The organism is Bacillus timonensis (assembly GCF_000285535.1).
Lineage (GTDB): Bacteria > Bacillota > Bacilli > Bacillales > Bacillaceae_L > Ferdinandcohnia > Ferdinandcohnia timonensis.
In genome coordinates this window covers 275,760-301,629 of sequence record NZ_HE610986.1, presented here as the reverse complement: position 1 = coordinate 301,629, position 25,870 = coordinate 275,760, and the positions used below count along the sequence as shown (strand labels likewise).

Sequence of the window (25,870 nt, the reverse complement as noted above, 5' to 3'; positions counted from 1 at the left end):
GAAATAGGTGTATAGAGAAAATCAGGGGGATCAAGATGAATTTAGTCAAAATTAAAGGAGAAAAAGTTATTTTGCGCCAAGTTGAAAAAGAAGATCTGCCTAGAATTTGGGAGTTGCGTTATGCGGATCCAAATCCTGAATGGAAAAAATGGGATGCTCCCTACTTCACACACAAGTACATTGATAAAGAGACTTATTTGAGAAAGGCAGAGCATCAACTTAGCATGCAGCATCACCCATTAGATGAAATGATTATTGAGGCGGATGGTCAAATCATTGGAACGGTTATTTTTTATTGGGAAAGTGAAGTCACAAGATGGCTTGAGATGGGTATTGTTATTTACCTTCCTGAATATTGGGGTGATGGCTACGGTACAGAAACAATAAAATTATGGATTGACTATTTGTTTGAAACAATACCTTATATCGAAAGAGTCGGATACACCACTTGGTCTGGAAATCATCGCATGATTAAAGTCGGCCAAAAACTTGGGATGATACTCGAAGCACGTATGAGAAAATGCCGCTATTATAACGGTGTTTACTATGATTCGATTCGTATGGGGTTGCTTAGAGAAGAATGGGAAGAAACCAGATAATGTGTTGAACCTGCATTTCGGGGCAAAATGCAGGCTTTTTTATATGGCATGATTTACTCCCCTTCCAAATCCATTCTTGTTACCTCCAAATCTGCTTGCTTAAAATGTGGAAGTCTCTCAATATTTCGATAGGGCATATAGGGAGGAATATCAACATTTTTCATAGATAGTGGAACCTCAATTTGATCACCAATATCGGCGCGAAATGGTGGCATCATTTTATTGGCCCTTGCCAGTTCTTCAAGGGTATAACCATAATTAGAGGCTATTTCGTTTAAAGATACCTGATCCGTTACGGTTACTGTTTTTCGAAGTTTTTCAATCCGACAAGAAGATTGTTTAAATGTTGGTTGCTTCGACAACGGATCGGTATAATCCGCGGTTAATTCGTTAGCAGCTTGGTTATTCTCCCAGCTTCCGTAATGGAAAGGGACGAATACGAGTCCGGGCTGAACTGTGTCCACAATTCGGGCTGGGACTTGGATAGAACCACGTGGTGAGACAATCTTCACCATTTCTCCCGGGAGGAGCGCTAGTTTTTTCGCATCGACAATATTGATTTCTACGTAACCCTCAGGTGCAATCAACTGTAAATAAGGAGAGCGAGCTGTCTTAGTTCTGGTATGCCACTGCCACACAAGTCTACCAGTTGTTAACCAGAATGGATATTCAGGGCGTGGTACTTCAACAGGTGGTACATAGTAGGTTGGATACAATATGGCCTTCCCATTGGGATTTAAATCCTCATATTCTTTTTTCGTTCTCGGCCGTCCGGTAAATAAATCTTTCCCATAGGACTGTGTGTAATCACTTGCGGTATGAAACGTAAAATCCGAATAAAGTCGCGGTGTTCCAATCGGATTTTTTTCATTAACAGGCCAGCGTAGTCCATTATTTTTTCAAGTTTTTCATAGGTAATCCCTGTCATTTCAGTAGGACGATCCTTTGAAACTTTTTTCCATTCTTCAAAGCATTCCTCTGGAGTAGTATAGGAGATTAGTGGGTTTCCATCTTTATCTATAAATCCCATTCGTTTTGAAAAATCAAGTAGAATCTCAAAATCAGAGAGAACCCCATTCGGAGGGTCGACTGCTTTTCTCATCAGATTAATTCTACGGTCTGCATTTTCCATCGTTCCCTCTATTTCACCCCACATGGCAGGGGGAAGGACGATATCTGCAACCTCTGTTGTTTCCGTTAAAAAGGGATCTTGAACGACGACAAAAGTGTTTTCAAACGCTTTTCGTGCTTGATTCCGATTGGGCAAAGAAACCATTGGATTGGTGAAAATGTTCCAGAATAGCCCAATCTTTCCTTGCTCCATTAAATAAACAATCTCTTCAATCCCTTTTTCAGGACCAATCTCCAGCATCGATGGATCCACATTCCAAAGTCGTGCCATTTCGTCGATATGCTTGGGGTTATTTGGATTCCGTTGGCCGGGGTATGTTCCTACGCCGCCAACGGTTCGATTGGCAGATGAACTTGGCTGCCCTGCCATATGAAGCGGTCCAGATCCAGGCTTTCCAATGAGACCGCGGATGAGATGGAGATTATTAATAGCCACACATGCACTTGTCGCGTCAGCACTTTGAAAAGCACCTTGAAGACTAGTAGAAACGAGTGTCTTAGTTTTACCAAGGTGATTAGCGGCTTGAATAATTTGCTCAATCGGGATATTGGTTATTTTGGATGTTAATTCAGGTGTCCATTGTTTAACAGAATCTCTTAATTTTTCAAACCCAATTGTATAGGTGGAAATAAAGGAATGATCCACAACTCCGTTTTTTATAAGTAAATGAAGAATTCCTTGCATGAGAGCAAGGTTTGTTCCGGGGGCTATTTGTAGGAATAAATCTGCTTCCTTGGCCGTTACTGTTTTCCTGGGGTCAACGACAATTAAATAAGGTTTTCCAGTACTCCTTTTTCGTGCCATGATTCTTTCGAATAATACCGTTCCCGTTTCCGCGGGATTATGCCCAAGCATAAATACCGTATCCGTTACATCTAGGTCATCATATGATGCAGGAACACCATCAGAACCAAACGATTCGATTAAGCACCATTCGATGGTGGCAGTACAAAGTCGTGTATTTGCGTCAAGTAGGTGAGAACGTAAACCGGCACGTCCGACTTTCGCGATTGTATAATATGTTTCAAGCGTAGATTGTCCAGTAGAATAAATAGCAATCCCATTAGGTCCAATCGTTCGCAATGTTTCTTTTGCTTTTTCCACAAGAAGACCAATTGCCTCATCCCATGAGGTGGTTACTAGTTTACCAGATTTATTGCGAGTTAATGGAGTTAATAAACGATCGGGACTATTGTTTGCGTACCACTGATTTTCTGATTTTGGGTCAAGCCTGCCTCGATTGACAGGATGATTTGGATTCCCTTTGATTCCGACAATTTTATTGTCTTTTGTAGCAATATAACATCCGCAGCCAATCGAACAAATATTGCAAGTACTGTACACCCATTTTTCAACTTCCCCTTGTGTGTACACATTCATATCGGTACGGCTCCCATTCCATACCATATTTAATCCTCCTTTGAAACTTTTATAGGCTCTGACCTGTATAATGGTGGAATGATAAAGCGTGTATCTAGCTTCCCGTATATCTTTTGAATCATTGGAACAGCCTTTTCTAACTGACCATGCAGGCTTTTAGCTAGTGATTCTTTTTTATTTAAGACATCTGGGGGCGCAGTACTCATCCACCTGGATGCCCGAATCCAAGCACGATAAGCGGGATCAAAGGCTTCGTTGCTTCTATATAATACGGAAATAACTTCACGCAACTTATTTTGCTGAAGGGTAGAGTGTTGCAAAAGGTACATTGCTTCCCAAAGCTTTGCCTGTTGTTCGTGAAATAAAGGGGCAAGAATCATTTCCATAGGGTTACTATTCACCGGAAAGTCCTTCAGCAATTCCTGAATCAGCTGATAACTCTTATGAAAATGGCGATAAAGCTCTGAATACACACCATCATCCCCTTTCTATTCAAGTCAATTTATGCTAGCAGGAATGTGATTATTCATAGAGTAGGAACGGGGACAGAGGGACATGTTCATTGTTCTGAAAAAAACTTCCAATTGTAATTGACACCATTCATCCTTATTTGTAATATTATATATGAGCATATGTTCATATACTTTCTATGGGAAGCGGGTTTAATGAATGATGTATGATGTTGTGATAATCGGAGCAGGTCAAGCGGGTTTAGCGATGGGCTTCTATTTAAAAAAGACAAATCAATCGTTCCTTCTTTTAGATAAGGCAAAGGAAATCGGTGAAACGTGGCGGAACCGGTATGATTCCCTAACCCTTTTTACACCAAGAGCTTACAGTGAGCTTCCTAACCTTGAATTGAAGGGACCAAGACAGGGCTACCCGACAAAGGACGAGGTCGCCGATTATTTAGCACAGTTCGCATCACACCATTCTATACCGATTCAAATGAATACAACAGTAACAAAGGTTACAAAAGAAGAAAAGGAATTCAAAATTGAAACGACCGTAGAAACAATTCAGGCGAAAAATGTGGTAATTGCAACAGGTCCATTTCAAGAGGCTTTTATCCCAAGCTTTGCAAAAAACCTACCCAATCATATACGTCAAGTCCATTCGTCACAATACAAAAATCCAACTCAACTCAAAGACGGACCTGTATTAGTAGTAGGTGGAGGAAACTCTGGAGCACAAATTGCAGTTGAACTGGCAGAGGACCGGAGGGTGTACCTTTCCGTAGGTCAAAAACTCACCTTTATCCCACAAGATATTGGAGGCAAAAGCATTTTTTGGTGGTTTGAAAAATTGGGCATACTCAAAGCTAGTACCACATCGAAATTAGGTACTTTTATAAAAAGTCGACCAGATCCCATATTCGGATTTGAATTAAAGAAAGCCATTCAATCTGGAAAAGTTACGATAAAACCAAGAACGACAAACATAAAAGAAGATACTTTCTGTTTTGAAGATAAAAGTGAGGTCAAGGTCCCTAATATCGTTTGGGCCACAGGCTTTATATCCAATTATCCTTGGTTACAAATTCCAAATGTCTTCCATCAAAATGGCCGGCCACAACATACAAGAGGAGTTACAAATATAAAAGGTCTTTATTTTTTAGGTCTACCTTGGCAATACCGAAGAGGTTCAGCCTTATTGCAAGGGATCGCAGACGATGCAAAATACATTGTTCAGCATATCGAGGATACTAAACAACAGTAAGAAAGAAGGTGAAAAATTGGAACAAAAGGATCATTCTTTTTTATCCCAAGTAACAATTGACGAAGCGTCACGCATTTTTAAGGCATTAGCAGACCCAACGCGAATAAAAATTCTTTATTTATTATCTCAAGAGGAATGCTCGGTTACTCATATCGCAGAAGTTCTCGAAATGTCACAATCAGCCGTATCGCATCAGTTAAGTCTGCTTCGAAATCTTCGCCTGGTGACATACCGACGCGAAGGTAACTCATTCCTTTATACATATGATGATGAACATGTCATTACCTTGCTACACCAAGTGATTCATCATATTGAACATGAATAGGAGGGGAAAATGATGGGACATCATCATCACCATCACCATGGGCATGATCATCATGGTCATCACCATCACCACCATCATTTCGATGAGGTGCGAGAAGGAAATAAAAAAGGTTTACTGATTGCTTTATTGATTACAGCAGGTATTATGCTACTTGAATTTTTCGGTGGTCTTTTTACAAATAGTTTAGCTTTACTTTCTGATTCTGGTCATATGCTAAGTGACACCAGCTCTCTCTTTTTAAGTCTAGTAGCGTTTTGGTTTGCGACAAGACCGGCGTCTCCGAAGAAAACCTATGGATTTTACAGATTTGAGATTTTAGCCGCGCTTTTTAATGCGGTTACGTTATTTATCATTGCAGGATTTATCGTATACGAGGCGATTCAGCGGTTTTTCGAGCCGCCGACTGTTGCAAGCGGAACAATGATGATTATTGCCGGAATTGGGCTTTTGGCGAATTTGCTTAGTGCCTGGTCATTGATTAGTAAAGGTGATGTGAAAAATAACGTCAACTTACGAAGTGCGTACTTACATGTTCTTGGTGATGCACTGGGTTCGGTTGGTGCGATTATCGCAGGCCTCTTGATGCTACTTTTTGAGTGGTATATTGCAGATCCAATTATTTCAGTTGTAGTAGCTATCCTTATTTTAAAAAGTGCATGGGGAGTTTTAACACATTCGGTTCACATCCTCATGGAAGGCACACCTATTACGATTGATCAAAAAGAGGTAAAATCCACTCTTGAGGAGATTGACGGAGTTATCGATGTTCATGACCTTCATATTTGGACGATTACATCTGGAATGGATTCACTTACTTGTCATATTCTCATCAAGGACGAACATGACAGTCAGGAAATTTTACAGCAAGTGATTGATAAAATACGCGAGAAATTCAAAATCGAACACACGACAATTCAAATTGAGAAATCAGCAATTGAGCATGGGGAAATGCGCGTGTAGCAACAAATAGGGGCTACTAAAATAGCCCTGCCTATACATAGGAGGAATCTATGAACAAGAACCTGCAAAATTATATGAAAGCTCTTTCTGACCATGGCTATTTTAATGGAGCCGTACTTGTAGCAAATAAAGGGAGTATCTTGCTCTCAGAGGGCTATGGATATGCAAGCTTCCAATATGAAGTACCTGCCACTTCAACAACAAAGTTCCGGATTGGATCACTTTCAAAAGCATTTACAGCAGCAGCTATTTTAAAATTAGTTGAAGCAGGGAAACTGGAATTAACAGATACGATTGATATATTTTTACCAGATTTTAAGTATGGGAGCAAAATAACCATTCATCATTTATTATCTCACACATCTGGAATTGCTGACTTCACTTCCTCACCTGACTATTGGACTACTAATATGAGGCTTCCGTCCACCCTAGAAAAGGTACTGGATTCCATTAAGGATTTACCACTTCAGTTTGAGCCAGGTGAGAGAATGGAATATTGCAATACAGGTTATCTTGTATTAACGGCTCTTATCGAGAAAATTTCAGGTAATTCCTATTCTGATTTTATAGACAGAACCATTTTTCGGCACCTTGGAATGAAGGATACTGGTGTTGATGATGGAAGGACGATAATCCCTTATTTAGCAACAGGTCACACCCTACATGAAACAATCATTCATACAGAATATATTGATATGTCATTTCCTTTAGGAGCGTACGGAATATATTCCACGGTCGAGGATTTATTTAAGTGGGGACAGGCATTACACAATGGTGACATTTTAAGAAAAGACTATATAGACCTCATGTTTACCCCAAATCTTGATGGCTATGGATATGGCTGGTTTTTACTGGATTCACCTGAGAAAGTGGCATGCCATTCTGGGGATGTGAATGGTTTTGTAAGTGATTTTTATTTGTACTTAGAAAAAGATGTAACCATTATTGTATTATCAAATCTAAATATTACACCTGTCGAAAAAATCAGCAATGATCTTAAGAAGATAGTATTTGGTGAGAACCTTCATCCTCTTAAAATCCAACAAAAAATTAAAAGTGAGTTCGACACAACGGCAATAGTAGGGGAATATGAAAACGAGAATGTAAGGATAATAATTGAAAGCAACAGCAACGCTTCTTTATTTTTTACAGCTCCTAAAAAATATGGAGTGCCTTATACATATCCTATTAATCTTGTAAAAAAGGACGACAATCAACTAATTTACCAATCAGAATTCCTACACGAAACCTTGACATTTAAAGTAGAAAACACCAAAACGAGCCTGCATTATATAGATAGTTATGGGTGTGAACAACAGTTTACAAAAAAATAAGCACTTCTTTTTGTAATAGGGTTTTGTATAGTAAAATGGAAGTATCTACGGTTTTATATTAGGAGTTGGAAACATGAGAGTTCTTGTAATAGAGGATAATGAAAGTGTTTGTTCGATGATTGAGATGTTTTTCTCAAAGGAAGGCATCAAAGGCGAGTTTGTTCATGATGGACTTAAGGGATATAACCGCTTTAAAGAGGAAAATTGGGATTTACTAATTGTTGACTGGATGCTACCTGGAATGGATGGGGTAACCATCTGTCGAAAAATTCGTGAAGAGAAAAGCACCGTTCCTATTATCATGCTCACAGCAAAAGACAGTGAATCTGACCAAGTATTAGGTCTTGAGATGGGGGCCGATGACTATGTCACAAAGCCATTTAGCCCACTTGCCTTAATGGCACGGATAAAGGCAGTCACTCGTCGCTACAATAACACCGCTCAAGAGGTAGTTGATACTGAGACTCTTAAAACCGAACATTTTAAAATCAACAAGAATACAAGAGAAGTCATTCTTAATGGCACGCCTATTACGAATTTAACCCCTAAGGAATTTGATTTATTGTATTATTTTGCACAACACCCAAAACAGGTCTTTTCTAGGGAGCAGTTATTGGATCGTGTGTGGGGCTACCAGTTTTATGGGGACGAGCGTACAGTGGATGTCCATATTAAACGACTACGTAAAAAATTAGGTACAGCTAACCAGCCCTTTTTTCATACAGTATGGGGTGTAGGCTACAAATTTGATGAGTCCATTGAGGAAGAAAAATGAAATTTCGGTACATGTTTCAGCAGCTTGTTAGTCACATAAGTGTGATTGTGGTGGCATTTATTATTTTAAGTATTGTGTTCGCGCATTATGTTGGGAACCTTGTTTTTGAAGAAAAGGTAGAAGAATTAACTACATATGGTGAAAACATTATCAGTGATCTCGGTCGTTCATCGAATGTGGATTCATTGATTCGTCAATACTCAAACATGCTAGGCGAGCGAAACATTTTATTTATGGTATTTGATGAAAATGGTGTAAGCCTTAATACTGCCGGTGGTTTTGTACCGCAAGTGGAATTAAAAAAGAAGGAATGGGACAAGGTTCGCAGTGGGCATATCGTTTCAGTCAAACAGGATTATAAGCGTTTCGAACAGGAAGTGACGTTTATTGTAATGCCATATATGATTGGTAAAACCTTTGTTGGTGGAGTTCTACTTGCATCACCGATAAGCGGAACACAAGAAATGATACATGATATTAACCAATATTTGTTTTACACAATGTTTTTGGCACTGGGTGTGGCACTTTTAATGAGTTGGATTTTGTCGACAATCCATGTGAAGCGTATCAAGCGATTAAGGCTGGCAACATCGATGATTTCTGCTGGTGACTATTCCGTAAAATTGCCTTCATCTGATTTTGATGAAATTGGGGAGCTATCAAAGGATTTTAATAAAATGGCGCAGCGTTTACAGAAATCAATGGAGGAAATTGAGAATCTTGAAACTAGGAGACGAAAATTCATGGCGGATGTCTCTCATGAAATGCGGACACCTTTGACAACCATTAGTGGTGTAATTGAAGGGTTGAAAAATGACCTGATTCCTGTCGAGGAAAAAGCAAAAGGTGTTCAATTAGTCAGCGAAGAAACGAAGCGTCTTATTCGGCTTGTGAATGAAAATCTTGATTATGAAAAGATACGCTCGAATCAAGTGACCCTAAAAAAAGAGACAATTGAACTACTTGATGTGCTTGAAATCGTTCAAGATACACTTGAGCCACAAGCAGAGGAAAAAAACGACCAAATCATCGTTGAAGTTCCAGATTCGTTACCAATTACAGCAGATTACGATCGTCTCATTCAAATACTAATTAATATCACAAAAAACAGCATTCAGTTTACCGAAAACGGCACAATTTGGATTCGTGGAATAGCTGGTGAACAAGAAACAATCATTGAAATTGAAGATACAGGAATTGGTATTGACCCAGAAGAAATCGAGAAAATCTGGCACCGTTTTTACAAGGCAGATGTGTCGCGAACTGGAACACCATTCGGGCAATTTGGCCTAGGGCTTTCCATAGTAAAACAGCTTGTCCAACTTCATGACGGTAAAATTGAGGTAACAAGTGAAAAAGGAAAAGGCACGAAATTCGAAATCCGCATTCCGCATTCCGTTTGAATGAATCCACCACAATTACTGGTGGATTTTTAGTAGCTAGAATAGATTTCAATATGAAGGTAATTTTTGATGCCTAGTTCCAGCACTAGTGGGGGTTAACAAGGCGGTTGCGCTTTTCTAAAATTCCATGTCTTTTCAAGGTTTGTTAATATTTTGTTCATAATTTTTGACTATGATATATACAAGGAGTTAGTCAAGGAGGAATTCATAATGGAAAACGAAAAACGTTTTGATGAATTTAATCATACAGATGAGCAGTCCAGCAACCTAGAAGAAAACACTAAGGAAATTCATTCCGAACAGGAAGAAATGAAACTTGAGCGAGAGGAAGAGCAAGTGCCATCCGAGATAGTTGAAGAAGATACGATTCAGCAATCTGCAGTCAGTAATGAATCGACACTTCGCTCATCAAATCCAAAAGAAAAGAAATCAAAAGGAAAAATGAAAGGTTTTCTAGGTATGGTGTCAGCGGGTGTCCTTGGTTCGGCATTAACCCTGGGAGTTGCACCACATATTGACGGATTACAAGGGTATTTCAATTCCAGTGCACCTGCTAATGAGGGGCAATCAGAAGTGATTGAAGCATCTGGACCTGTAAAAATCCAACCTACTGCAGTAAACGACTCAACGTCATCTGTTGCAGATATGGTGGAAGATGCATCAAAAGGAATTGTTGGAATTACAAGCATGCAAGCACAGCAAAATCCTTTTAACAGAAGCAGTTCACAAAGTGTCCCAAGTGGAACAGGTTCTGGGGTTATTTTTCAAAAAGATGGCGATAAAGCGTATATCGTTACAAATAACCACGTAATTGAAAATGCAAATGAAGTGGAAATCTCACTATATAATGGCGAAAAAACAATGGCTAAGTTAATTGGAACAGACCCGTTAACAGATTTAGCTGTTTTAGAAATAGATTCTAAAAACGTAGAGGCAGTTCTTCAATTTGGTGATTCTGAGTCACTAAGACCTGGTGATCAGGTATTTGCGATTGGGAACCCGCTTGGATTAGATTTGTCAAGAACAGTAACCTCAGGTATTGTAAGTGCAAAGGATCGTAGCATTTCTGTTGATACCTCTGCCGGTAGCTGGGAATTAAACGTAATCCAAACCGATGCTGCCATTAACCCTGGTAATAGTGGTGGAGCTTTACTAAATTCGCAAGGGCAAGTCATTGGTATTAACAGCTTAAAAATTGCAAATAGCGGTGTGGAAGGATTAGGATTTGCCATTCCTAGTAATGATGTTGTGCCGATTATTAACAGTTTGATTGAAAATGGAAAAATTGAACGTCCATTTATCGGGATTGGCTTAGCGGATCTAGCGGAAATTCCAAGAATGTATTACGCCGACCTTCCTGAAGATATAAAAGAAGGAGTTATCGTTACAAGTGTTGCACAAAACTCCGCAGCAGAAAAAGCTGGCTTGAAAATGACCGATGTCATCGTGAAAATCAATGACACAGAGGTTAAAAGCTCAATGGACCTTCGTAAATATTTATATTCAAAGGTAAAAATAGGCGATGAAATCGAATTAACCTTCTATCGCGGTGACAAGCTCCAAACTGCAAAACTAACCTTAACCAGCAATAATACAGGAATTGAATAATCAACATAAAAGGACTCAAACCAAATATAGTTTGAGTCCTTTTATGTTGGAAATACTTCCGACAAATTTTTCTATCGCCGACAACATTTCCCGGGAAACGACAGCAAGTTTTTGTTCATGACAGCAATTTAAATGTATTGACGACATGTCTAATATAACGACAGAATCTTAAAAAACGGGAAATTTCAAATTTCTTTTAATTTCAAAATATGTTAATATTTCCATAAATAAAACATTTAAAAAATGGGTGAAATATGAAATTTACAATCATATGTGTATTTCTTCTTTTTATTGTGATTGGAATTTGTAAAAACAAACATAAGAATTATGCCAAACAAGCGGGTGTGTCACTGATGCTTCTTGGGACTCTAAATGCATTAGCACTCCACAATAATAACTACTACTCAGGCGGGGATTCAGTTCAGTACTTAGATGTTTTTTTCATCAATCCAGAAAGAGTTGAGCTTTATGGGAATTTATCGATTGGGGTTGCACTAATTGGACTCATTATCTATCTATTTTCAGAGATTAAAAGATAGGAGGGTTTTATAATGGGCTATATTGAGGATTTAAGAAAAATTGTTGGTAGCCGTCCACTTAATTTAGTTGGTACGGCAGTTGGAGTTCTGAATCAAAAAGGCGAGATCCTGCTTCAGCAACGGTTGAATGGAGTTTGGGGTGTTCCAGGTGGATTTTTAGAGTTAGGGGAATCGACTGAAGATGCTGGTAGGAGAGAAGTACTAGAGGAAACAGGGCTTCAAATTGGAAAGTTGGAACTGGTAGGTGTATTTTCTGGTAAAGAGCACTTCGTTACGCTACCAAATGGTGATGAATTTTATCCAATCACAATTGCCTATGTCACAAAAGAGATTCTTGGGGGAGAACTTGAAGTGAACAAAGAAGAAGGTCTGGATGCACAATTTTTTGGTCTATATCAACTTCCAGAAAACATAAATCCACTTATTCCAAATGTGCTACATACATACCTTCAAACTAGAAAAGTATAAAAAGCACTTGACAATTCTTGCAAAATTAAAAATACCGGTGTTTTTTTAGTACAATAGTATGATATGATTAGTATGTCATCAAAAGGCCTTTCATTCTTAGTACGATTAAGAATGAAAAGGGGATTTTTGATTTGAAAAGAAGAACATGGACGTATGAGGAAATAGAGTTTTTGAAGGATAATGTTGGTCGTATGAAAATCTCTACTATTGCTAATCAGCTACATAGAACCGAAACAGCGGTAGAGTTGAAGATTAAAAGATTAGGGATTTCAAATACGAAATCCTTCACTGGCCAGTTGACGATGCATGAATTGGCAACTCTATTAAAAATTGATCCGAAATCTGTAAAGCTTTGGATTGATAACCATGGATTAAAGTACACTAAAAAGGCAACACGAAATACACGAAAATTTTATTTTATTAAACCTGAGGATTTTTGGGAATGGGCAAGGTGTAATAAAGACAGAATTGACTTTTCAAAAATCGAGAAAAATGCAATCGTCCCTGAGCCAAGTTGGGTAGAAGGGGAACGCTCTAAGCAAAAAAGGGTTAATTATCGAGCATGGACAACTGTTGAAATTCACTCGATGATTGAGCTTGTGGCAACTGGTACAACCTTTTCCGACATTGGAAAAAGACTAAATCGTAGCCCGATTAGCATTCAACGAAAATATCAACGTATGAGTAAAGCCGCAAAATAAAAAACCATCATAGATAAAAGCCAAACTATACAAAAGGCAAAATTGTTGAAAGACAATGACGCAAAGCCACGGGCCTAAGGAGGATTCTCTAAGGTGGCCGGGTTGCTATAGAATGGAAGGGTACCTTTATTTGATGACGAAAAAATGGGAGAGTCTAGTGAAAACTAGTTCTCCCCTTTTCTTTTTCTATTCTATTTGTTTAGTGATTTACGATCTATTTCTTTAACACCGTTCATTATTTGTACTGTAAAACCTACGCAAATCAAAACAAGACTGAAAACTATAAAATATGCTGCAAACATGTACCTTCACCTCGTTATTGATTTTCTATTTCTACATTTAGTATAGTGTGCACCTACATGCGAGGCTGTGATTTGTATCACAGATTTCCCCTTTTTTCAAAAAAATCCGTTGCGAAATTGGAATCAATTCACGTTGTAGTTCTTTTTTTAATATGATATATTTTTTTAGATAGAAACTGTGATAACGGAAGGATAATTTGCATGAGCTATATAGATGAAGTTCAAAAACGAAGAACATTTGCCATCATTTCTCACCCGGATGCCGGTAAAACGACGATGACTGAGAAATTATTATATTTTGGAAATGTAATTCGTGAAACAGGTACGGTAAAAGGAAAAAAAACAGGGAAATTTGCTGCATCAGACTGGATGGAGATTGAAAAGCAACGTGGAATTTCGGTTACATCAAGTGTCATGAGTTTTCCTTATGAGGACTACTATGTCAATATTCTTGATACACCAGGACACGAGGATTTCAGTGAGGACACCTATCGTACGTTAACAGCTGTGGACAGTGTTGTAATGATAATCGACTCCACAAAGGGTGTTGAGCCGCAAACGATTAAGTTGTTTAAGGTTTGTCGAATGAGAGGAATCCCGATTTTTACATTCATTAATAAGCTTGACCGTGAAGGTAAGGATCCATTAGATCTTTTAGCCGAAATCGAAGAAGTCCTTGGAATCGAGTCATATCCAATGAATTGGCCTGTCGGAATGGGGAAACGTTTTTTAGGTATTGTTGATCGATATAACAATCAATTTGTTCATTTTACCGGAAACGAAGATGAAAAAATTATTCCATTACAGGAATTAGAGGATGGAAAACATCCAGCAATTACAGATACCCCTGTTTATGACAGTACACAAGATGAATTACTTTTACTAGACGAGGCCGGAAACGATTTTGATGTGGAGCGTGTAGTAAATGGTGAACTTACACCTGTGTTCTTCGGGAGTGCGCTCGCTAACTTTGGAGTGGAAACCTTTTTTACCACATTTTTACGATTTGCTTCAGAACCGAAGCCTCGTAAAACAAATGTTGGCTTAATTCCACCAGAAGATGAAACATTCTCAGGCTATATTTTTAAAATCCAAGCAAACATGAATACGAAACATCGTGACCGAATTGCGTTCCTACGTGTCTGCTCTGGAAAGTTTGAGCGTGGAATGAGTGTTACTATCACTCGTACAGGTAAATCAATAAAATTGAATCAGACCCAGCAATTTATGGCAGCAAGCCGCGAAACAGTTGATGAGGCTTATCCAGGTGATATAATTGGGATTTATGACCCGAACGTGTACCAAATTGGTGATACATTAACGGCAGGTAAAGCAGATATGCATTATCAGGAGCTTCCAGTGTTCCCACCTGAAATGTATCGTAAAGTTCGCGTTAAGAACGTTATGAAGGCGAAGCAATTTAGAAAAGGGATTGAGCAACTCGTCCAAGAGGGTGCGATTCAATTATTCAGACAGGAAACCAATGATGATTTCATTCTTGGGGCGGTTGGTCAGCTTCAATATGATGTGTTTGAATACCGATTAGAGGCAGAGTATAATGTTACTGTCGAGTTCACGTCACTTGGAAGTCGTATCCCAAGATGGATTGCAAACAAGGATGTGGATACACGTCAATTTGATTCAAGAAGTCTACTTGTTCGTGACCGTAATGACCGTTTTGTTGTATTATTTGAAAATGACTTTACGTATCGTTATTTCCAAGATAAGCATAAAGATATCGAACTTATCGATTTATATGAAAGCAATGACTATAAAAGTGTGTAAAACAAAACGCTCAGAACACGTATCTGGGCGTTCGTGTTTTTGTAGAAAGGATTAGGTATGATCAGGAATTCGATTCGAAAAATTTTTAATCAAGACGAACCGAATATGAAGGTTATCACATTGCTTCTGCTTATGGTAAGCATTTTGTCCATCCTATTGGCAATTGGCATCGGGCCTGTCTCTGTTCATCCGTTAACAGTTATCAAAATCCTACTCGCAAAACTTCCATTTCTTACGATTGAACATAACTGGACACAGATTGAGGTTAATGTTGTTTGGGGCTTGCGCCTACCTAGGGTGTTATTAGGGATCATTGTTGGTGCTTCCTTAGCGATAACAGGTGTTGTCATGCAGGCATTGGTTCGAAACCACTTGGCAGATCCGTTCATTCTCGGTGTCTCATCAGGTGCGTCCGCAACGGCAACATTAGGAATGTTATTTGGTGTCTTTTCAATTTTTGGGACATACTCTCTTTCCATCAGCGCTTTTCTTGGAGCGGCTGTGACCATTATTTTAGTCTATATTCTTTCAAGGGTTAACGGAAGAATTAATGTCACTCATCTATTACTTTCAGGTGTTGCGCTTGCAATGATGATGGATGCCCTCACTAGGTTTATCACATTAAGTGCTCCGAATGCGTTGGGATTACATAATGCCACTTTTTGGATGTCAGGAAGCTTGGCGGGAGCAAAATGGGGCTATTTAACTCTTCCACTTATTGTGGCTATCATTTGTATGATTGCATTAATGAGTCAATATCGTGCTCTGAATGCCTTGCTTTTTGGCGATGAAACTGCGGGGACATTGGGCTTTAATGTCCGTAGATTGCATAACATGTTAATCCTCGTTGCTTCACTTCTAGCAGGTGTCACAATCGCGGTTAGTGGCACAATTGGGTTTATCGGATTAATGGTTCCACATATCACACGACTTCTCGTTGGTTCGGACCATAAACGAGTTCTTCCTATAAGTGCATTACTGGGTGGAATTTTTGTCGTATGGGCCGATGTTGCTGCAAGAATGATCATTGCGCCAGAAGAGCTTCCTATTGGAATTTTAACCGCATTAATCGGTGGTCCCTTTTTTATTTGGTTATTAAAAACAAAAAAACAATGAGGTGAAAAATTGAAACTTCAGGTTGAGAATTTGAACTATTCATTGAATGAGAAAAGTATTATTGAAGATATGAATCTACATGTCTCAGAGGGCGAATTTATTGGAATCATCGGGCCAAATGGAAGCGGGAAATCAACCCTTCTAAAAAATATATATCGTGCGCGTAAACCAGACTCCGGGGTAGTTTTTATAGATGGGGATAATATTGATAAAATGAATTCCAAAAAGGTCGCGATGAAAATCGGGGTCGTCGGACAAGAACAAGTCATTCCATTTGATTTTAAGGTCGAAGAAATCATTGCGATGGGGAGAAGCCCATACAAAGGATTTTTCACTGGAGACAGTGCGAAAGATAAAGAGATTGTCGCAAATGCGATAAAACATATTGGGATGACCGATATGGAAAAACGAAATTATAGTAATCTATCAGGTGGAGAAAAACAGCGTGTATTGCTAGGCAGAGTGCTTGCACAGCAAACCGATTTGCTGCTTTTAGACGAACCTACGAATCATTTAGATATTCAACACCAGTTGCAAATCTTTGATTTAATTAAAGGGTTGGGAGTTACCGTAATCTCCGCTATCCATGATTTAAATCTGGCTGCTCTTTACTGTGACAGGCTATACGTCGTTAAGGATGGCCGAATGTTGAGAGCAGGAACTCCTGAAGAGGTTTTAACCCCTGAATCGATTTATGAGATTTACGGAGTCAGAACTGATGTAAATATTCATCCAGCAACAAAAAAAGTAACTGTGACCTATTTACCAGTAAGTTTGCTTTATCCAGATGAAGCTGAATAAAGTTATGGCGGATGCCTCAGATTTTCAAAGGAAACTTATCGAGCGTACGATAAAAGATTAAAAACGCAGTTTCCTGTGGTACCGTCTTTTGAGACCCACCTGTGTAGGCACAAAGAACCGTGCGTACATACGCCGAGGTGTATTTGATCTGAAGGAGAAAAATAAATGAAAAAACTAGTTTTGCTTTTCACTGGTATTCTTATATTAGTATTAACAGGATGTGGTGCAGAGGAAGAAGCTGCTACCCCTCAAAAGCAATCTGAGCAATCTCTACTTATTGATAATTATGGGAGAAACGTAGAAATCACAGAAAAGCCTTCAAAGGCTTTAACATTGGGACCAAATGCGACCGAGTTATTTATCGCATTAGGGCTAGCTGATTATGTAATTGGAAATAGCTTGGACAATCACAGTCGTGGTGCCTTACCTGAATATGCGGATGATTATGATAAGATTCCTGAGCTCACTTACGGTTCTGCTACTAGGGAAGCTGTTTTAACAAGCGGAGCTGATTTTATCTACGGTATCGATTGGGAATTCGGAAGCGAAGGCCTTGATGTCGATGAGTTAGAAAGTTATGGAATCAAGGTGTATATGAATAAAGCGACAACGCTGGAAGAAATCTATCAGGAAATTCGTGATATCGGTAAGGTTTTTGAAATCGAAGACCGGGCTGAGGCATTTGTCGCCGGGCAAAAGGAACGAATTGCTAAAGTGCAGGATAAATTGTCAGGTCAGGATCCAGTTGATGTTTTAGTGTATGATAGTGGTGGAAATGGAGTATTCACTGCAGGGGGTACAAATTTTGAAACACTATTGATTGAACTTGCTGGCGGCCGAAACATTTTTGACGATATTACAGATAAACAATGGACAACTGTTAGCTACGAGGAAGTACTCTCAAGGCAACCAGATGTCATACTCATTCACGACTATGATGCTCCGTCGATTGAGCAAAAAATAAAGGATATTAAAAATGATCCAGCCCTCTCGCAACTGGAGAGTGTCAAAAATGAAAACTTTCTCGTCATTTCGTTAGAGAGCGTATTGCCAGGAAATCGCATGGCATATGCAGTAGAGACAATGGCGAAAGGGTTTTATCCGGACTTGTTTAAATAGAAGTGTTAATAACGTGTTTTACTTTCATAGTTTTGTTATATTTAAACTATGAAAATGTTGAAAGGAATCGAATTTGATGCTATTGAAATTATTGCTGGCGATCATTCTTCCGGGTGTACTCGTCGTTTTTTTTACAAGGGTGACCTATAATTATTATGTAGGTTTATTACTAGCTTTTGCCCTTATTGCTGCGTCTATTTATAAAGGATACGCGGAATTCACTATTGTAATCATTGCGGATATCATTTCGCTCGGAGCAGGTTTCCTCTACGCGAGAAATATGGGAAAAAGAGCGAAAAAATAAAAGGTCCTTCATCGAGTTATGAAGGATTTTTTTCTTTGGTTTTGCTCTGAATAATCATTTTAGAGTGGAACTTTTCACATTAATAATCTTCTCAAACTTCGATTATGACTCTCTTAATGTCTACGTTTCCAGTTGCTCCACTACTAGTTCAAACTCCTTTTTCCTAATTATCCCGAATTCAAAGAAAATGATTTTAAAAAAATCGAATATCAGTTCGTATTTTTGTTTGTTTTAGGTCAGTTTGTGGTACAATGTTTCTATCGAGAAATAGTCAACGAAAATTACACAAAACAGTTCAGATAGATAGCGAAAAATAGATGGGAGGAAGGCAAATGAAGGATCAATTTGAATTAGTCTCCAAGTATTCACCTCAAGGTGATCAACCGAAAGCAATCAAAGAACTTATTGATGGAATTAAGGTGGGAAAAAAATATCAGACCTTGTTAGGTGCGACTGGAACAGGAAAAACATTTACGATTTCAAATGTCATCAAAGAAGTTAATCGGCCAACACTTATAATCGCACACAATAAAACGTTGGCAGGGCAGCTTTATAGTGAGTTTAAAGAATTCTTTCCTAATAATGCTGTTGAATACTTTGTCAGCTATTATGATTACTTCCAGCCGGAAGCGTATGTTCCATCCTCTGATACATATATCGAAAAAGACTCAAGCGTCAATGATGAAATTGATAAACTACGCCACTCTGCAACATCTTCGCTTTTTGAACGACGTGATGTCATCATCATTGCCAGTGTATCGTGCATCTATGGATTGGGTTCTCCGGAGGAATATCGGGAACTCGTTGTTTCCCTCCGTACAGGAATGGAAATCGAACGAAATGAACTTTTACATAAATTAGTGGACGTTCAGTATGAACGAAACGACATTGATTTCCGGCGCGGAACCTTCCGTGTTAGAGGGGACGTAGTAGAGATTTTTCCAGCCTCACGTGATGAGCACTGTATTCGTGTGGAGTTTTTTGGCGATGAAATCGACCGGATTCGTGAGGTCGATGCTCTAACCGGGGAAATACTTGGTGAACGAGAGCATGTTGCAATTTTCCCAGCATCCCACTTCGTAACACGTGAAGAAAAAATGCAAATTGCGATTAAAAATATAGAAGCAGAGCTTGAAGAACGGTTGGCAGAACTTCGAGAAAATGGTCAACTTCTACAAGCACAACGACTAGAGCAACGGACAAATTATGATCTTGAAATGATGCGTGAGATGGGCTTTTGTTCAGGAATCGAAAACTATTCACGTCATCTAACATTGCGACCACCTGGATCAACACCATATACATTGTTGGATTATTTTCCTGAAGACTTGTTAATTGTTGTGGATGAGTCCCATGTTACATTACCGCAAATTCGAGGTATGTTTAATGGTGACCAAGCAAGGAAACAAGTATTGGTCGATCACGGTTTCCGTCTTCCTTCAGCATTGGATAACCGACCTTTACGTTTTGAGGAATTCGAAAAGCATATTAACCAAATTATTAATGTTTCCGCAACACCTGGACCATTCGAAATTGAACATACGGATGAGATGGTGGAACAAATCATTCGTCCAACTGGATTACTTGATCCAATCATTGATGTCCGACCAATTCAAGGCCAAATTGATGATTTATTAGGTGAAATCCAAGATCGTGTGAGCAAGAATGAACGAGTTCTTATTACAACATTAACGAAAAAAATGTCAGAGGATTTAACGGATTACCTGAAGGAAATCGGAATCAAAGTAACTTATTTACACTCAGAAATCAAGACCCTTGAGCGGATTGAAATAATTCGCGATCTTCGGATGGGGAAACATGATGCTTTAATAGGAATTAACCTTCTCCGTGAAGGTTTGGATATTCCAGAAGTGTCACTTGTTGCGATTCTTGATGCGGATAAGGAAGGATTCCTGCGCTCTGAACGGTCACTTATCCAGACCATTGGTCGTGCGGCAAGAAATGCGAACGGAAGAGTCATCATGTATGCGGATAAGATGACAAAATCTATGGAAATTGCGATTAATGAAACAAAACGTCGTCGTGAAATCCAAGAGGAATACAATAAAAAGCATGGAATTACCCCGCAAACCATCAAAAAAGATATTCGAGATGTCATTCGTGCTACTGTTGCGGCCGAGGAAACGGAAAACTACGAAGCAGCACCTAAGTTAACCGGATTATCGAAGAAAGAGCGCGATAAAGTGATTGCTGATATGGAAGTAGAAATGAAAGAAGCAGCAAAAGCACTTAATTTTGAACGAGCAGCTGAATTACGTGATTTAATTTTGGAGTTAAAAGCGGAAGGATGACGTAAAACATGGCATTAGAAAAGATAGTTGTCAAAGGTGCAAGGGCACACAACCTAAAAAATATTGATGTGACGATTCCAAGAGATAAATTAGTTGTTGTAACAGGTCTATCTGGCTCAGGAAAGTCATCCCTTGCATTTGACACCATTTATGCGGAAGGGCAGCGTCGTTATGTCGAGTCCCTCTCTGCATACGCACGTCAATTTTTAGGACAAATGGATAAACCAGACGTCGATTCAATCGAAGGCCTTTCCCCTGCGATATCTATTGACCAAAAAACAACAAGTCGGAACCCAAGGTCAACCGTTGGAACAGTCACGGAGATTTATGATTACTTACGACTGTTGTTTGCACGTGTCGGAAAACCAGTTTGTCCGAATCATGGAATCGAAATCACTTCTCAAACCGTTGAGCAAATGGTGGATCGAATTTTAGAATATCCTGAACGAACAAAGTTGCAAGTACTTGCTCCTGTTGTTTCAGGTCGTAAGGGTGCCCATGTGAAAGTTTTAGAGGATATTAAAAAGCAGGGGTATGTTAGGGTTCGCGTTGATGGGGAAATGCTTGAGCTATCTGAAGAGATTGAACTTGAAAAAAATAAAAAACATTCAATAGAGGTTGTTATTGACCGAATTGTAGTAAAAGAGGGAGTTACAGCAAGACTTTCAGATTCCCTTGAAGCAGCCCTTCGTCTCGGGGAAGGTAAAGTAATCATAGATGTGATTGGGGAAGAAGAGCTATTGTTCAGTGAGCTACATTCATGTCCATTATGTGGCTTTTCAATTGGGGAACTTGAGCCAAGAATGTTCTCCTTCAACAGTCCATTTGGAGCATGTCCCGATTGTGATGGGTTAGGTAGTAAACTTGAGGTGGATCCTGATCTTGTAATTCCGAACTGGGATTTATCACTTCGAAAGCATGCCATTGCCCCATGGGAACCAACAAGCTCACAATATTATCCGCAATTGCTTGAAGCGGTTTGTAATCATTACGGAATTGATATGGATGTTCCTGTAAAGGATATACCGAAACATCTTATGGATAAGGTTTTATATGGTAGTGACGGTGAGGAAATCTTTTTTCATTATGAAAATGATTTCGGCCAAGTTCGTGAAAACTTTATTCAGTTTGAGGGAGTCCTCAATAATGTGGCAAGACGCTATAAAGAAACAAGTTCAGACTATATTCGTGAACAAATGGAGAAATACATGGCAGAACGGCCTTGTCCAACCTGTAAAGGTCACCGTTTAAAAAAGGAAAGCCTGGCTGTTCTTATTTCGGGTAAGCATATCTCCAATGTTACCGATTTTTCAATTAATGAAGCGTATGAGTTTTTTGCAAATGTAGAGCTTTCTGAAAAAGATATGAAGATTGCTAATCTCATTTTTCGAGAAATCAAAGAAAGACTTGGTTTCTTAGTTAATGTCGGGTTGGATTATCTAACATTAAGTCGGGCAGCTGGAACCTTGTCTGGTGGTGAAGCACAACGAATTCGTCTTGCTACTCAAATCGGTTCACGCTTAACCGGTGTTCTCTATATTTTAGACGAACCATCAATTGGTTTACATCAACGGGATAACGATCGACTTATCGGGACATTAAGAACAATGCGGGATATTGGAAATACGTTAATCGTGGTTGAACATGATGAAGATACAATGCTTGCTGCTGATTACTTAATTGATATCGGGCCGGGCGCTGGAATTCACGGTGGAGAGGTTATTGCAGCGGGTACACCAAAAGAAGTAATGGAGGACCCAGATTCCTTAACCGGTCAATATCTTTCTGGAAGAAAATTCATTCCACTTCCAGTTGAAAGAAGGAAGCCAGATGGACGTTATATTGAAGTTGTTGGAGCGAAAGAAAACAACTTAAAAAATGTATCGGTGAAGTTTCCGCTTGGTATGTTCGTTGCGGTAACTGGTGTGTCAGGCTCTGGAAAAAGTACATTAGTAAATGAAATTCTCCAGAAGGCACTAGCACAGAAACTAAACCGTGCCAAAGTTAAACCTGGAGAACATAAAGCGATTAAAGGGATTGAGCAATTAGAAAAGGTAATCGATATTGATCAATCACCGATTGGACGAACACCTCGTTCAAATCCAGCTACTTACACTGGTGTTTTTGACGATATCCGTGACCTATTCGCTAATACAAATGAAGCGAAGGTAAGAGGTTACAAGAAGGGACGCTTCAGCTTCAATGTAAAAGGTGGACGCTGTGAAGCTTGCCGTGGTGATGGGATTATTAAAATTGAAATGCACTTCCTACCCGATGTGTATGTGCCATGTGAAGTTTGTCATGGGAAACGCTATAACCGTGAAACATTAGAAGTAAAATATAAGGACAAAAATATCTCAGATATTTTAGACATGACAGTTGAGAATGCACTATCCTTTTTTGAAAATATCCCACGTATCAAGCGTAAAATTGAAACGCTCTATGATGTTGGGTTAGGCTATGTCAAATTGGGACAACCTGCAACAACCTTGTCTGGTGGAGAAGCGCAACGTGTGAAACTCGCTTCAGAATTACATCGTCGTTCCACTGGTAAATCATTTTATATTTTAGACGAGCCAACAACAGGCCTACATGTGGATGACATTTCAAGACTGCTTAAGGTATTGCAACGACTTGTAGAAAATGGTGATACGGTCTTAGTCATTGAACATAATCTCGATGTCATCAAAGCTGCCGACTACATCATTGATCTAGGACCAGAAGGCGGTGACAAAGGTGGAACCATCCTAGGAACTGGTACACCAGAAGACATCACAAAAATCGAAGCATCCCACACCGGACATTACCTAAAACCAGTCCTAGAACGCGACCGCCAGCGCATGAAAGAACTAATCAAAGAAAAAGAAACCGTTTAGGAACCAGGGGGACGGTTCTCTTGGTCCCAATGTGGAACCACAGGGACGGTTCTTGTGGCTCCTCGCATCAAAATAATCCCGATTCTTGCGAAAGAGGCAGAACGGGATTTTTTAATTAATTCTTTCGTTTCAGGGAAAATATGGTATTCTGTTAAGAGAATCTAACTGATAGGTGATACCCATGAAAGAAAAAGCCCAGAAAAAGTTATTTAGTCTTTGGACCGGAGAATTATCAGCTGCCGTTCTATTCCCAATCTTATGGATGATATATATCCCAACGTTTGATTGGTCTAATCATTATCTAACCACATTTCCCCATATATTTGTTTTTTGTATTTTAGAATACATCTTACTCCAGGGGAGTTTATATTGGTGCCTTAAGTGGAAACAGGTCAAACAAGGCAAAAGTTCTTCATTAACTGATAAACATCTTGCACGTTTTCGTTTCTTTAAGGTTAGTAATCTCGTATTAATTATGATTGGCATACCTGTACTTGTCTACCAAACCACGTTTTCGAAAGGACTTTATTGGTATCTTTTCTTATATGGATTTGCCATCATCGAACATATCAATTATTATCACATTCGCCTTTCTTATATGATCGTAGAGGAAATAAAAGAGTTCATCCATCAAAAAGGCTTTCGCCGGTCGATTTTGGCGCGGGAGTTGAGGAATTACCGCAGTTAAATTTTAAGCGAACAGGTTTTGGATCTTTATAGCAATTTCCTTTGGCTTTACGTCGAGTAATGGAAGTTGTTCTAGTTCTATCCAAACGGGAGTATATGAGCCCCTGTTTCTATTCGTATCAGAGTACTCATCTCCAGTGCCTGTTCCGAACTCGCCTAGAATGATCTCTGCTAAGAAAAAATATTGGGTTCCTTTATATTCGACAGTTCCAATGCATTCATGAATCCTGACTTTGACCCCTATTTCTTCATAGGCCTCTCTTACCGCACATTCTTTGGGGGATTCTCCATCCTTCATGCCACCGCCAGGAAATACATAATAAACAAGATTATTCCAAACCCTTTTGATAAGACCAACTTTATTGTTTTCAATTAATACCACTGAACCTCTGTCCCTCATTTAAATTCTCCTTTACTACGATTCTACTCCTATGGTAGGGAGCAGGGGATATTGGAATGTCATTCCCAAAAAGAACTGAACCACGAGAACCGTCCCTGTGGTTCCCCATGGTTTTCTCAGGGATAGCCATAAAATTATCTAACGTTTTTTCTTGTAAATTATGATACTATATATTTGGTAAGTTTCTCCATTATACTCTTCTTTTAATTCTTTTCTATTTTCCGCTATTCCTTCCTTGATTGTTTCAAATTCCCAACGTATAAAAAATAGTATGAGGTGATGTTTATGCCCTAGGACGGCAAGGAAAAAAAGTCGCACAAATGTTTATCATGTCATTTTACGAAGTATTAATCGTCAAACAATATTTGAGGAAAAAGAGGATGCTATAAAATTTTTGGAGACTCTTAGGAGAGTTAAAGAGAAAAGTTGCTTTGAAATCTACGCGTATTGTTTAATGGGGAATCATGTTCATCTTCTCTTAAAGGAGGGGGATGAAGAGATTGGCAGTATAATGAGGCGTGTTGGTACAAGCTTTGTCTATTGGTATAACTCAAAGTATGAGCGAAACGGGCATTTGTTTCAAGATAGATTTAAAAGTGAGGTGGTTGAGGATCTTTCATATTTATTAAATGTACTTAGATATGTCCACCAAAATCCATTAAAAGCTGGAATTGTTGAGAATCTTTTAAGCTACCCATGGAGTAGCTATGGTGAATATATCGGAAAGTCTAGAATCATAGAAAAGGACTTTATTCTGAAATTGTTTCATAAAGATATAAATATAGCACTGGTTCATTTCAAAAAATTCCACATGCAAGAATCTGAAGTGGATTACCTTGAAATCAATGAAAATACCAAACTTACCGACAAACAAGCAATAGAAATCATCAAAAATATCTGCGAAGTAGACCACTGCATAGACCTTCAAAAAATAACAAATCCAGACACTCGAGATACACATATCAAAAAACTAAAATCAAAAGGACTCTCCTCAAGACAGCTAGCACGACTTACCGGAATTAGCCGCAAAGTAATATCAAAAATATAACCACGGGACAAGGGAACCAGGGACCACGGGGACGGTTCTCCTGGCACCATCTTGCACAATTTTCGGAATAGTTAAAAATAAGGGAACCACAAGAACCGTCCCTATGGTTCACCAAAAGGAGGGAGAAAATGAAAATCACGATTCGAGTTATTGAGATTTTGTTAGGAGCTATTTTTT

The 25,870-nt window shown here is 39.0% G+C and carries 23 protein-coding genes, 1 pseudogene and 1 riboswitch; of the genes and pseudogenes, 20 read left to right on the top strand and 4 right to left on the bottom strand.

Translation table 11 applies throughout. The annotated features are described in order from the left end of the window. The first annotated feature begins 35 nt into the window (after positions 1-35). Complete coding sequence (locus BTHG_RS10015; protein WP_010676615.1) at positions 36-599, top strand: GNAT family N-acetyltransferase; 564 nt, start codon at positions 36-38, stop codon at positions 597-599. A 53-nt stretch (positions 600-652) separates the two neighbouring features. On the opposite strand, the gene BTHG_RS27345 is transcribed toward BTHG_RS10015, so the two are convergent. Genes BTHG_RS27345 through BTHG_RS10005 form a run of 3 tightly spaced genes read right to left on the bottom strand, consistent with a single transcriptional unit; the run spans position 653 to position 3,584 of the window. Then, positions 653-1,315 (bottom strand): molybdopterin oxidoreductase family protein, encoded by a 663-nt coding sequence (locus tag BTHG_RS27345; protein WP_232284449.1) that lies wholly within the window; start codon positions 1,313-1,315, stop codon positions 653-655. Between the two features lie 20 nt (positions 1,316-1,335). After that, entirely contained in the window at positions 1,336-3,138 is a 1,803-nt protein-coding gene (locus BTHG_RS24650) for a molybdopterin-dependent oxidoreductase (protein WP_232284448.1), read from the bottom strand. Between the two features lie 2 nt (positions 3,139-3,140). Then, complete coding sequence (locus BTHG_RS10005) at positions 3,141-3,584, bottom strand: hypothetical protein (RefSeq protein WP_010676614.1); 444 nt, start codon at positions 3,582-3,584, stop codon at positions 3,141-3,143. A gap of 196 nt (positions 3,585-3,780) precedes the next feature. On the opposite strand from BTHG_RS10005, the gene BTHG_RS10000 reads away from it, so the two are divergent. The 18 genes from BTHG_RS10000 (at position 3,781) to BTHG_RS09910 (ending at position 24,246) form a co-directional block, all read left to right on the top strand. Beyond that, the gene (locus BTHG_RS10000) at positions 3,781-4,830 is read left to right on the top strand and encodes a flavin-containing monooxygenase (protein ID WP_010676613.1); all 1,050 of its coding nucleotides are present in this window, start codon (positions 3,781-3,783) and stop codon (positions 4,828-4,830) included. Between the two features lie 16 nt (positions 4,831-4,846). After that, on the top strand, positions 4,847-5,155 hold the full coding sequence (locus BTHG_RS09995; protein ID WP_010676612.1) for an ArsR/SmtB family transcription factor: 309 nt from the start codon (positions 4,847-4,849) through the stop codon (positions 5,153-5,155). 12 nt (positions 5,156-5,167) lie between these two features. Then, on the top strand, positions 5,168-6,115 hold the full coding sequence (locus BTHG_RS09990; RefSeq protein WP_010676611.1) for a cation diffusion facilitator family transporter: 948 nt from the start codon (positions 5,168-5,170) through the stop codon (positions 6,113-6,115). 50 nt (positions 6,116-6,165) lie between these two features. Beyond that, the gene (locus BTHG_RS24645; RefSeq protein WP_010676610.1) at positions 6,166-7,449 is read left to right on the top strand and encodes a serine hydrolase domain-containing protein; all 1,284 of its coding nucleotides are present in this window, start codon (positions 6,166-6,168) and stop codon (positions 7,447-7,449) included. A 73-nt stretch (positions 7,450-7,522) separates the two neighbouring features. Continuing rightward, positions 7,523-8,224, top strand: a complete 702-nt coding sequence (locus BTHG_RS09980; protein WP_010676609.1) for a response regulator transcription factor — start codon at positions 7,523-7,525, stop codon at positions 8,222-8,224. Then, entirely contained in the window at positions 8,221-9,627 is a 1,407-nt protein-coding gene (locus BTHG_RS09975; RefSeq protein WP_010676608.1) for a sensor histidine kinase, read from the top strand. The genes BTHG_RS09980 and BTHG_RS09975 overlap by 4 nt, the downstream gene beginning before the upstream one ends. A gap of 210 nt (positions 9,628-9,837) precedes the next feature. Further along, a complete protein-coding gene (locus BTHG_RS09970; protein WP_010676607.1) occupies positions 9,838-11,235 on the top strand; it encodes a S1C family serine protease in 1,398 nt (465 codons plus the stop codon). A gap of 254 nt (positions 11,236-11,489) precedes the next feature. Continuing rightward, positions 11,490-11,774: a hypothetical protein gene (locus BTHG_RS09965; protein ID WP_010676606.1), complete on the top strand. Its 285-nt coding sequence runs from the start codon at positions 11,490-11,492 to the stop codon at positions 11,772-11,774. A gap of 12 nt (positions 11,775-11,786) precedes the next feature. Beyond that, positions 11,787-12,242 (top strand): NUDIX hydrolase, encoded by a 456-nt coding sequence (locus BTHG_RS09960; protein ID WP_010676605.1) that lies wholly within the window; start codon positions 11,787-11,789, stop codon positions 12,240-12,242. A 131-nt stretch (positions 12,243-12,373) separates the two neighbouring features. Next, positions 12,374-12,943, top strand: a complete 570-nt coding sequence (locus BTHG_RS09955) for a phage protein (RefSeq protein WP_010676604.1) — start codon at positions 12,374-12,376, stop codon at positions 12,941-12,943. 25 nt (positions 12,944-12,968) lie between these two features. Continuing rightward, a riboswitch (cyclic di-GMP riboswitch) is annotated at positions 12,969-13,053 on the top strand. A 393-nt stretch (positions 13,054-13,446) separates the two neighbouring features. Further along, a complete protein-coding gene (locus tag BTHG_RS09945; protein ID WP_010676603.1) occupies positions 13,447-15,030 on the top strand; it encodes a peptide chain release factor 3 in 1,584 nt (527 codons plus the stop codon). Positions 15,031-15,087: 57 nt separating this feature from the next. Then, positions 15,088-16,146 carry a FecCD family ABC transporter permease gene (locus BTHG_RS09940; protein ID WP_010676602.1) on the top strand — a complete coding sequence of 353 codons (1,059 nt, stop codon included), beginning with the start codon at positions 15,088-15,090 and terminating at the stop codon, positions 16,144-16,146. 9 nt (positions 16,147-16,155) lie between these two features. After that, on the top strand, positions 16,156-16,947 hold the full coding sequence (locus tag BTHG_RS09935; protein WP_010676601.1) for an ABC transporter ATP-binding protein: 792 nt from the start codon (positions 16,156-16,158) through the stop codon (positions 16,945-16,947). Positions 16,948-17,112: 165 nt separating this feature from the next. Then, on the top strand, positions 17,113-18,066 hold the full coding sequence (locus tag BTHG_RS09930) for an ABC transporter substrate-binding protein (protein WP_010676600.1): 954 nt from the start codon (positions 17,113-17,115) through the stop codon (positions 18,064-18,066). Between the two features lie 76 nt (positions 18,067-18,142). Next, a complete protein-coding gene (locus BTHG_RS09925) occupies positions 18,143-18,370 on the top strand; it encodes a DUF2198 family protein (RefSeq protein WP_010676599.1) in 228 nt (75 codons plus the stop codon). A gap of 332 nt (positions 18,371-18,702) precedes the next feature. Beyond that, positions 18,703-20,682 carry an excinuclease ABC subunit UvrB gene (uvrB, locus tag BTHG_RS09920; RefSeq protein WP_010676598.1) on the top strand — a complete coding sequence of 660 codons (1,980 nt, stop codon included), beginning with the start codon at positions 18,703-18,705 and terminating at the stop codon, positions 20,680-20,682. Positions 20,683-20,690: 8 nt separating this feature from the next. Continuing rightward, entirely contained in the window at positions 20,691-23,558 is a 2,868-nt protein-coding gene (gene uvrA / locus BTHG_RS09915) for an excinuclease ABC subunit UvrA (protein ID WP_010676597.1), read from the top strand. 181 nt (positions 23,559-23,739) lie between these two features. Continuing rightward, on the top strand, positions 23,740-24,246 hold the full coding sequence (locus BTHG_RS09910; protein ID WP_010676596.1) for a hypothetical protein: 507 nt from the start codon (positions 23,740-23,742) through the stop codon (positions 24,244-24,246). Between the two features lie 3 nt (positions 24,247-24,249). On the opposite strand, the gene BTHG_RS09905 is transcribed toward BTHG_RS09910, so the two are convergent. Then, positions 24,250-24,645: an NUDIX hydrolase gene (locus tag BTHG_RS09905; RefSeq protein ID WP_010676595.1), complete on the bottom strand. Its 396-nt coding sequence runs from the start codon at positions 24,643-24,645 to the stop codon at positions 24,250-24,252. A gap of 310 nt (positions 24,646-24,955) precedes the next feature. Here BTHG_RS09905 and BTHG_RS09900 point away from each other — a divergent pair. Then, positions 24,956-25,693: pseudogene (locus BTHG_RS09900) on the top strand (REP-associated tyrosine transposase); the annotation flags it as partial. Between the last annotated feature and the right edge of the window lie 177 nt (positions 25,694-25,870).